Here is an 8,603-nt window from a genome sequence, read left to right on the forward strand (position 1 = left end):
CGGCACCGGCGCTCTTGCCTGGCTAGCGTTTATTGCCCCTTGTTGGCGCGCTCGAAACGAACCAGCAATTCGTCGCCGCGCTTGACGGCGGAATCCAGCGCATCCTTGGGCGTCTTCTTGCCGGTCCAGACGTTTTCCAGTTCTTCGTCGAACACGGTGCGAATCTGGGCGTAGTTGCCCAGGCGCAGGCCACGCGACTTCTCGGTGGTCTTGACGATCATCTGGCGCACTGCGACGTCGGTGCCCGGATTGCGCTCGTAGAAACCGGACTTCTGGGTCAGCTCGTAGGCGGCCTTGGTGACCGGCAGGTAACCGGTTTCCTGGTGCCACTTGGCGGCCACTTCCGGTTGCGACAGGAAGGTGAAGAACTTGGCCACGCCCTTGTAGTCGACCGCCTTCTTGCCGTTCATGACCCACAGCGAAGCGCCGCCGATGACGGTGTTCTGCGGTGCGCCCTGGACATCGTTGTAGTACGGCAGCATGGCCGCACCGAACTTGAACTTGGCGTTCTTGCGGATATCCGCATAGGCCGAGGACGAGCCGGTGATCATGGCGCATTCGCCAGCATTGAACTTGGCGTTGGCTTCGTCCTTGCGACCGGCGTAGGTGAAGTAACCCTGCTTGGACCAGTTGGCCAGGTTCTCGATGTGGCGCACATGCAGCGGGCTATTCAATTTCAGGCGCGCGTCGAGGCCGCCGAAGCCGTTGTTCTTCGATGCCAGCTCGACGTTGTGCCAGGTCGAGAATGACTCCAGCTGCACCCAAGATTGCCAGGTCGTGGTGTAGGCGCAGGCAGCGCCGCTGGCCTTGATCTTGGCCGCCATGCCGACGAATTCCTGCCAGGTCACCGGCGGCTTTTCAGGATCCAGGCCGGCCTTGGCGAACATGTCCTTGTTATAGAACATGATGGTGGTGGAGCTGTTGAACGGGAACGACATCATGCCCTTGGGGGTGGAGTAGTACCCGGCCACGGCCGGCACATAGGCCGACTGGTCGAACTTCTCGCCGGCTTCGCGCATCACCTCGTAGACCGGCTTGACCGCGCCCTTGGCGTAGATCATGGTGGCGGTGCCCACCTCGAACACCTGCAGGATGTCGGGGGCGTTACCGGCGCGATAGGCGGCAATGGCGGCGGCCATCGATTCGTCATAGGTGCCCTTGTAGACCGGCACTACCTTGTAGTCGGACTGGCCCTTGTTGAATTCGTCGGCCAATGCATTGACACGCTCGCCGAGCGCGCCCGTCATCGAATGCCACCACGAGATTTCAGTCGCGGCGAAGGCGGAAGAAGTGATCGATGCCAGCACGCCGGTCGCGATCCATGTTTTGAGTTTCATCAAGAGACCTCCACAAAAGGGTCTTGATGCTAACAACGCACCATGACAACTCTGTTACATCGGGCGCTTCCCGACCGGCCCTCCACATAAAACGACGGCCATAACGAAAATAATATGTTCGTGTCCTCACATCCCGCGCAACGGGATCGCGTCGTCAGGAAATCGTCAGCCTGAGTTGCCCGCACGGCATCGATTTATAATGCGGCTTTCGTCGAACGGATCAGGCATGAACAGGCTCAAGCTCTACGCGCTGCTGGTGCGCGCCCACAAACCCATTGGCATCCTGCTGTTGCTGTGGCCTACCCTGATTGCATTGTGGCTGGCCTCGGGCGGCCACCCCGACCCTGGCGTGCTGTGCATCTACATCGTCGGCACCGCGCTGATGCGCTCGGCCGGCTGCGCCATCAATGACTATGCCGACCGTGACTTCGACCGCTTCGTCAAACGCACCGAACAGCGTCCGCTCACCGCCGGCAAGATCAAGTCATGGGAAGCATTGATGGTGGCCGCGGTGCTGGCGCTGGTGTCGTTCCTGCTGATCCTGCCGTTGAATGCATTGACCAAGCAATTGTCGGTGGCCGCCGTGATCATTGCCGCCAGCTATCCTTACTTCAAGCGCTTCTTCGCCATTCCCCAGGCCTACCTGGGCATCGCCTTCGGCTTCGGCATTCCGATGGGCTTTGCCAGCGTCACCGGCGAAGTGCCTCTCGCGGCCTGGGTGCTGCTGGTGGCCAATGTGTTCTGGGCGGTGGCCTACGACACCGAATATGCGATGGTCGATCGCGACGACGACCTCAAGATCGGCATCAAGACCTCGGCCATCACCTTCGGTCGCTACGACGTGCTGGCCATCATGTTCTGTTATGCGGTGGCGCTGGCGCTGATCTGGGCGGTCGGCCTGCAATACGGACTGGGGACATGGTTCTCGGCCGGCATGCTGGTGGCCTGCGGCTTTGCGCTGTATCACTACACGCTGATTCGCGGACGCGACCGCATGCGCTGCTTCGCCGCGTTCAATAACAACAACTGGCTGGGCGCGGCGATCTTCGCCGGCGTCGCGCTGGACTATCTGATGCGCTGAGCAGGGAGAAATAAAACCATGGACGCCGAATTCTGGTTGCAACGCTGGCGCGAGGGCCGCACCCATTTTCATCAGGAGCGGGTATTGCCGCTGCTGCAAAAACACTGGCCCACGCTGGCCCTGCCTCAAGGCAGCACGGTGCTGGTGCCGCTTTGCGGCAAGTCGCTCGACATGATGTGGCTGGCCGCGCAGGGCTACAAGATACTGGGGGTCGAATTATCGGCACTGGCGGTCCAGCAGTTCTTCGACGAGAACGGCATGCAGCCGGTAGTGCGCGAGTCGTCGCAAGGCAAGCACTACAGTGCCGGCAATGTGGAGATCATCTGCGGCGACATCTTCGACCTGGACGACGCCACGCTGGCCGGCTGCCGCGGCGCCTATGACCGCGCCGCCCTGATCGCCCTGCCGCCTGAGATGCGCACGCGCTACGTCGAGCAGGTGTACGGGCGCCTGGCGCCCAATTACTGCGGGCTATTGATCACGCTCGAGTACGACCAGCAGCAGATGGATGGCCCACCCTTTGCCGTGACCGAAGAGGAAGTACTGCGGCTGTACGCCGCCCATACCGATGTGCTGGCCATCGAACGCCGCGACATCCTGCAGCACGAGACCAAGTTCATCGAGCGTGGCGTCAAACGGCTCGACACCGTGGTCTATGACCTGCAGGGCGGCCGCTGACGCCTGGCCGTTTGTTATTGCCTGTTATTGATTTCTACACATCAGCCGTGGTCCGTATCACGGTCATGCGGCTGATCAGGAATTCGCCCTCCACCACCGACCTGAAGGGCGTGCCCACGACATTGAAGCCGGGGCCGCCGTCATCCAGCCAGACCTGCGCCAGGGTATCGAACTCGCCCGGGCTCATGCGCAGCATCTGGGCGCTGATGACGAAGGTCGCGCCCGCTTTTTGTTTCCTGACAAATTCTTCCAGTGTCGCCATCGAGGCTCCTTGCAATAAGTATTAGCGCGGCGGCAGCAGCGTCATGGGATTGATCGGCTTGCCGTTGCGGCGGATCTCGAAGTACAGCTTGACGCGATTGGTGTCGCTGTTGCCCATGGTACCGATCTGCTGGCCACGGGTGACGGTCTGGCCTTCCTTGACCGTGATGGTCTTGTTGTGGGCGTACACCGACAACAGCACCGACGTGTGCTTGATGATGACCATGTTGCCATAGCCGCGAATGCCATGGCCGGCATAGGTTACCTTGCCGGCGGCGGCGGCCTGCACCGCCTGTCCTTCGGACCCGGCAATGTCGATCCCCTTCTTGTAGCTGTCGGCGCTGGGCGCCGACTTGCCCTGGGTCGGCCAGGCCCAGTCGATGCGGGCGTCGGCCGGGGCCGGAGCATCATCCTCCTTGGCCGCCGGCTTGGTCGCCGGGCGGGCGGGAGCCGCTGGCTTGCGGGCCGGCGCCGGGGTGGCCGCGCGCGGAGTCTGGCCGGCGCCGGTGCGCGCCACCACGTTACCGGGCGGGCGCACCAGGATGCGTTGACCGACTTCCAGGTCGTTGGGATTGCGCAGCCGGTTCCAGGCGGTCAGGTTGCCCGGGCTCTGGTCGAAGTCGCGGCCGATGCTGTAGAGCGTGTCGCCGCGCTGCACGGTGTAGTAACCATCGCTGTCTGCGGTGGATGCACAACCGGCCAACCACAGCAATGCCAGCAGCGGCCATGCCGCAAATCGTGATGCCGTTTTCTTCATCAGGCCTGGCCGAACTCGTCGCCCAGTTCCTTGCTACGGGAAGCGGCCGCCTTGAGCGCAGTGACGATCGCATCCTTGACCCCGGACTGCTCCATGCTGGTCAAGGCGGCATAGGTCGTGCCCCCCTTGGAGGTGACGCGTTCACGCAGGGTCGACACCGGTTCCTCGGAACGCTGCGCCAGCTCGGTCGCGCCGGCAAAGGTGGCCTTGGCCAGCGCCAGGCCTTCTGCGGCCGACAGGCCGAGTTCGAGGGCGGCCTGTTCCATCGCCTCGAGAAAATAGAACACATAGGCCGGGCCGCTGCCGGAAATCGCGGTGACGGCATCGAGTTGTTCTTCGTGGCCGACCCAGACGGTCTCGCCGACCGCCTTGAGGATCGAATCGGCCTGGGCCCGCTGCAAGGTCGACACCTGCTCGCAGGCCACCACGCCGCTGATGCCGCGGCCGATCAATGCCGGCGTATTGGGCATGGCGCGCACCACCGCCTGATGCCCGTCGAGCCAGCGCGAGATATCGGCCATGCGAATGCCGGCGGCGATGCTCACGATCAACTGGGCGCCGATGACGGGCTTGAGCTGCGCCACCACGTCGCGCATCTGCTGCGGCTTGACCGCCAGCACCACCACGTCGGCGCTGGCCACGCTGCCATCGATGGCGCCGGCAATGCTGACGCCGAAGCGCGTCTTGAGCGACTGCAATGCCTCGGCGTTGAGATCCACTACATGGACGTTGGCGGGCTCGGCAACCTTGCCGACCAGACCGCCGATGAGCGCTGCGGCCATGTTGCCGCCGCCGATGAATGCAATTTTCAATTCAACTCCTGATTGGTTGGATGGAACGATGGCCGAAGATGGCGCTGCCGATGCGCACGATGGTCGCCCCCTCGGCAATGGCCGCCGACATATCGGCCGACATGCCCATCGAGAGGGTATCGAGCGCCAGCCCGTCGGCGCGACATCGATCATACAGTGCGCGCACGGCGGCAAACGCGGCATGCTGACGGGCGACGTCATCGGTCGCTTCCGGGATCGCCATCAGGCCGCGCAAGCGCAGGCCCGGCAAGCGCGCCACCTGCGCGGCGACTTGCGGTAACTCTTCCGGCGACAATCCACTCTTGCTGGCTTCACCGCTGATGTTGACCTGCAGGCAGATGTTGAGTGGCGCCAGCGCCGCCGGACGTTGCTCTGACAGGCGGCGGGCGACCTTTTCGCGGTCGACCGAATGCACCCAGTCGAAGCGCTCCGCGATAGGCCGCGTCTTGTTGCTCTGGATCGGGCCGATGAAATGCCACTGCAGCACGACCTCTGGCGCCAGCGCCGCTACGGCGTCGATCTTGTCGAGCGCCTCCTGCAAATAGTTTTCACCAAATGCCCGCTGGCCGGCGCGCACCGCCTCCAGCACTGCCGACGGCCCGAAGGTCTTGGACACCGCGAGCAGTTGCACCGATGCCGGAGCGCGTTGCGCCTGTTCGGCAGCGACCGCGATCTTTTGTTGCAACTCTTGCAAGTTTGTAGCGATTGACGACATAATCCGGGCCGGGACGGCGAGCCTGCGGGGAATGAAAAAATGAGTTGAAACGGTTGTTTTGGCGCTTCTCCGCGAGGATTATAAATGGACATCGTTGACCTGCTGGCGTTCAGCGCAAGAAATCAGGCCTCGGACCTGCATCTTTCAGCTGGCCTGCCGCCGCTGTTGCGGGTACATGGCGAAATCCGTCGCATCAACCTGGCGCCGCTAAGCGACCAGACGCTACGCGGCATGCTGGCTGGCATGATGACCGAAGAGCAACGCCAGCGCTACGCGGCGCGCCACGAATGCGACTTCTGCTTCCAGCATGCGCAGCTGGGCCGCTTTCGGGTCAATGCCTTCATCCAGCAGCGTGGCGCGGCCGCGGCGATCCGTCCGCTTGCCGCCGCCGCGCCCCGACTCGACGCCATCGGCGCACCGCCCATCTGCGCCGACCTGGTCATGCGCACCCGTGGCCTGCTGCTGGTCACCGGCCCTACCGGCTCGGGCAAGAGCACTACCCTGGCCGCCATGCTGGAGCACATCAACCAGCATCGCGCGGCGCATATCCTGACCATCGAAGATCCCATCGAAGTGTTGCATGAGTCGCGCCGCTCGCTGGTCAGCCAGCGCGAGATAGGCTGTCACACCCTCTGCTTCGACAGCGCCTTGCGCGCGGCGCTGCGTGAAGACCCCGACGTGCTGCTGGTGGGCGAGCTGCGTGATGCCGAGACCATCCGCATGGCGCTGACCGCCGCCGAGACCGGGCATCTGGTGCTGGCGACCTTGCATACGGCATCGGCGGCCAAGACGGTGGATCGCATTGTCGATGTGTTTCCGGCGGGCGAACGGGAAACCGCGCGCGCCATGCTGGCCGAGTCGTTGCTGGCGGTGGTGTCGCAGGTCCTGCTGAAGAAGCGCGATGGCAGCGGCCGGATCGCCGCGCATGAAGTGATGCTGTGCACCCCGGCGATTCGCAACCTGATCCGCGAAGGCAAGACGGCCCAGATCTACTCTGCCATCCAGACCGCCGCCGGCGCCGGCATGCAGACGCTGGATGCCTGTTTGCAGGAATTGCTGCACCGGCGCGAAATCGCGGTCGAATGCGCCAGGGCGCATGCACGCTCACCCGAAAGCGTGTCCGATCGCGGCTGCCGAGACGTCGGGCACGGCGAGGTTTAGAATGGCGCCCAGGACATCTTCAAGGACCCCGCATGACCAACGTCTACGACTTTCATCCCAAACTGGCCGATGGCAGCGACTTCGACCTGGCGCAATTGCGCGGCAAGGTGATGCTGATTGCGAACACCGCCAGCAAATGCGGCTTCACGCCCCAGTACAACGGCCTGGAGCACATCCATCGCCAGTTCGGCGAGCGCGGCCTGGCGGTGCTGGGTTTTCCCTGCAACCAGTTCGGCAAACAGGAGCCCGGCAGCGCCGAAGAGATCGGCGCGTTTTGCGAGAGCAAGTTCGGGGTCAGTTTTCCGCTGTTTGCCAAGGTCGAGGTCAACGGTGACGAGGCCGATCCGCTATTTCGCTTTCTCAAGCAAAAAGCGCCCGGCCTGCTCGGCAGCAAAGCCATCAAATGGAACTTCACCAAGTTCCTGGTGCGCCGCGACGGCACGGTGTTTCGCCGCTACGCGCCGCAGACCCGGCCGGAAGAAATGATTTCCGACATCGAGCAGTTACTGGCGGAAGACGCTCAGGCAGGCCAGACGAAGGTACCGTCGCCGTAAGGCGCGGCAGCAAACTCGGGCAGCCGCTCGGCGGCCGCAGACAGGGCCACCAATGACGGATGATCGGCTGCCGCCACGAATTGCGGCACTGTCTGCTGCACGAAATACCAGGCGACTGCAGTGGTGATGGTGGCCTGGTCGATGGTGGCGCTGGTCGGCACGACCTGACGCAGGGCATATTCATCCTCAAGCGCGGCGCAAGCGGCCAGCAACTGGCCGCGCACCCGCTCCAGCCACGGCGCATGCAATTTCTCGGCCGGACGCAGCTGGTGTTCGTAGACAATCTGCACACTCTTTTCACACACCGCCAGGGCCAGGCCCGTGATACGCAGCGCCCGCTGCAAGCCGGGGATATCATCCGGCGTCAGGCTGTGCCCCGAGACCTCGGCCGACAAGGCTTCGGCATACTCGAGAATCAAGGTCGAATCCATCAGCACTTCGTTGTCGTCGCATACCAGCGTGGGCGCTTTGACCACCGGGTTGATTTCGCCGAAGCGCTCGAAGTGACGAAAGACGGAGACCGACTGATGTTGAAATGGCAATCCCAGCAATTGCAGTGAAATGGCAACGCGACGGACGAAGGGGGAATCGAGCATGCCTATCAGTTGCATCGTGGAGCACTCCTGGATGAGGTTGGAGTGACGATGTTACTGCATGCGGAGCGGACAGGATAGTTATAACGCCACCGCCGTCATCCTGACGAAAGTCAGGAACCAGTGGCTTTCGGTGCGCGTCATCCGACGTGCATAACGACGCTGGGTACCGGCCTTCGCCGGCACGACGGGTTACTTATACCCCCACCGCCGTCGTCCTGACGAAAGTCAGGACCCAGTGTCTTTCGATGCGCATCATCCGACGTGCATAACGACACTGGGTACCGGCCTTCGCCGGCACGACGGAGTAACGTGATTAGTTCTTGGTTTGGTCGACCAGCTTGTTAGCCTTGATCCAGGGCATCATGGCGCGCAGTTTCTCGCCCACGACTTCGATCTGGTGCTCGGCGTTGATGCGACGACGCGACAGCAGGGTTGGTGCGCCGGCACGGCTTTCCAGGATGAAGCTCTTGGCGTATTCGCCAGTCTGGATGTCGGCCAGCACCTTCTTCATCACCGCCTTGCTCTCTTCGTTGATGATGCGCGGGCCGGTCACGTATTCGCCGTATTCGGCGTTGTTCGAGATCGAGTAGTTCATGTTGGCGATGCCGCCTTCGTAGATCAGGTCGACGATCAGCTTCAGTTCGTGCAGGC

General features: G+C 62.9%; 10 protein-coding genes and 1 pseudogene. 4 read left to right on the forward strand and 7 right to left on the reverse strand.

Going from position 1 to position 8,603, the window contains the following annotated elements; all coding sequences use genetic code 11:
- Nucleotides 1–29: 29 nt before the first annotated feature.
- Complete coding sequence (ugpB, locus tag LBW87_RS23655) at nt 30–1,337, reverse strand: sn-glycerol-3-phosphate ABC transporter substrate-binding protein UgpB (RefSeq protein WP_225203934.1); 1,308 nt, start codon at nt 1,335–1,337, stop codon at nt 30–32.
- Nucleotides 1,338–1,563: 226 nt separating this feature from the next.
- Between ugpB and ubiA the strand changes: the two genes are divergently transcribed.
- Nucleotides 1,564–2,418: a 4-hydroxybenzoate octaprenyltransferase gene (gene ubiA, locus LBW87_RS23660; RefSeq protein ID WP_225203935.1), complete on the forward strand. Its 855-nt coding sequence runs from the start codon at nt 1,564–1,566 to the stop codon at nt 2,416–2,418.
- 18 nt (nt 2,419–2,436) lie between these two features.
- A complete protein-coding gene (locus LBW87_RS23665) occupies nt 2,437–3,096 on the forward strand; it encodes a thiopurine S-methyltransferase (RefSeq protein WP_225203936.1) in 660 nt (219 codons plus the stop codon).
- A 34-nt stretch (nt 3,097–3,130) separates the two neighbouring features.
- On the opposite strand, the gene LBW87_RS23670 is transcribed toward LBW87_RS23665, so the two are convergent.
- From LBW87_RS23670 to LBW87_RS23685, 4 genes are read right to left on the reverse strand one after another with little or no spacing between them, the layout of a single operon-like run.
- Entirely contained in the window at nt 3,131–3,358 is a 228-nt protein-coding gene (locus LBW87_RS23670) for a hypothetical protein (protein WP_225203937.1), read from the reverse strand.
- Nucleotides 3,359–3,379: 21 nt separating this feature from the next.
- Entirely contained in the window at nt 3,380–4,114 is a 735-nt protein-coding gene (locus tag LBW87_RS23675) for a M23 family metallopeptidase (RefSeq protein ID WP_225203938.1), read from the reverse strand.
- Nucleotides 4,114–4,926, reverse strand: coding sequence for a pyrroline-5-carboxylate reductase (gene proC, locus LBW87_RS23680; protein WP_225203939.1), 813 nt, complete (start codon nt 4,924–4,926; stop codon nt 4,114–4,116). Before proC ends, LBW87_RS23675 begins: the two co-directional genes overlap by 1 nt.
- Before the next feature lies 1 nt (nt 4,927).
- On the reverse strand, nt 4,928–5,641 hold the full coding sequence (locus LBW87_RS23685; RefSeq protein WP_225203940.1) for a YggS family pyridoxal phosphate-dependent enzyme: 714 nt from the start codon (nt 5,639–5,641) through the stop codon (nt 4,928–4,930).
- Between the two features lie 84 nt (nt 5,642–5,725).
- Here LBW87_RS23685 and LBW87_RS23690 point away from each other — a divergent pair, with 84 nt between their 5' ends.
- Nucleotides 5,726–6,802, forward strand: a complete 1,077-nt coding sequence (locus LBW87_RS23690; RefSeq protein WP_225203941.1) for a type IV pilus twitching motility protein PilT — start codon at nt 5,726–5,728, stop codon at nt 6,800–6,802.
- A 32-nt stretch (nt 6,803–6,834) separates the two neighbouring features.
- Nucleotides 6,835–7,356 carry a glutathione peroxidase gene (locus LBW87_RS23695; RefSeq protein ID WP_225203942.1) on the forward strand — a complete coding sequence of 174 codons (522 nt, stop codon included), beginning with the start codon at nt 6,835–6,837 and terminating at the stop codon, nt 7,354–7,356.
- Here the strand turns inward: LBW87_RS23695 and LBW87_RS23700 are convergent.
- Together LBW87_RS23700 and LBW87_RS23705 are read right to left on the reverse strand one after the other, a co-directional pair.
- A complete protein-coding gene (locus tag LBW87_RS23700; protein WP_225203943.1) occupies nt 7,323–7,967 on the reverse strand; it encodes a glutathione S-transferase in 645 nt (214 codons plus the stop codon). The genes LBW87_RS23695 and LBW87_RS23700 overlap by 34 nt on opposite strands.
- Before the next feature lie 298 nt (nt 7,968–8,265).
- Nucleotides 8,266–8,603: pseudogene (locus LBW87_RS23705) on the reverse strand (ketol-acid reductoisomerase); the annotation flags it as partial.

The sequence above is a fragment of the Herbaspirillum sp. alder98 genome (assembly GCF_020179755.1).
GTDB lineage: Bacteria > Pseudomonadota > Gammaproteobacteria > Burkholderiales > Burkholderiaceae_D > Herbaspirillum.

Bases quoted from the DNA above. Each gene is read 5' to 3' on its own strand.
- ugpB (WP_225203934.1), bottom strand. From the start codon at position 1,337: ATGAAACTCAAAACATGGATCGCGACCGGCGTGCTGGCATCGATCACT.
- ubiA (WP_225203935.1), top strand. From the start codon at position 1,564: ATGAACAGGCTCAAGCTCTACGCGCTGCTGGTGCGCGCCCACAAACCC.
- LBW87_RS23665 (WP_225203936.1), top strand. From the start codon at position 2,437: ATGGACGCCGAATTCTGGTTGCAACGCTGGCGCGAGGGCCGCACCCAT.
- LBW87_RS23670 (WP_225203937.1), bottom strand. From the start codon at position 3,358: ATGGCGACACTGGAAGAATTTGTCAGGAAACAAAAAGCGGGCGCGACC.
- LBW87_RS23675 (WP_225203938.1), bottom strand. From the start codon at position 4,114: ATGAAGAAAACGGCATCACGATTTGCGGCATGGCCGCTGCTGGCATTG.
- LBW87_RS23685 (WP_225203940.1), bottom strand. From the start codon at position 5,641: ATGTCGTCAATCGCTACAAACTTGCAAGAGTTGCAACAAAAGATCGCG.
- LBW87_RS23690 (WP_225203941.1), top strand. From the start codon at position 5,726: ATGGACATCGTTGACCTGCTGGCGTTCAGCGCAAGAAATCAGGCCTCG.
- LBW87_RS23695 (WP_225203942.1), top strand. From the start codon at position 6,835: ATGACCAACGTCTACGACTTTCATCCCAAACTGGCCGATGGCAGCGAC.
- LBW87_RS23700 (WP_225203943.1), bottom strand. From the start codon at position 7,967: ATGCAACTGATAGGCATGCTCGATTCCCCCTTCGTCCGTCGCGTTGCC.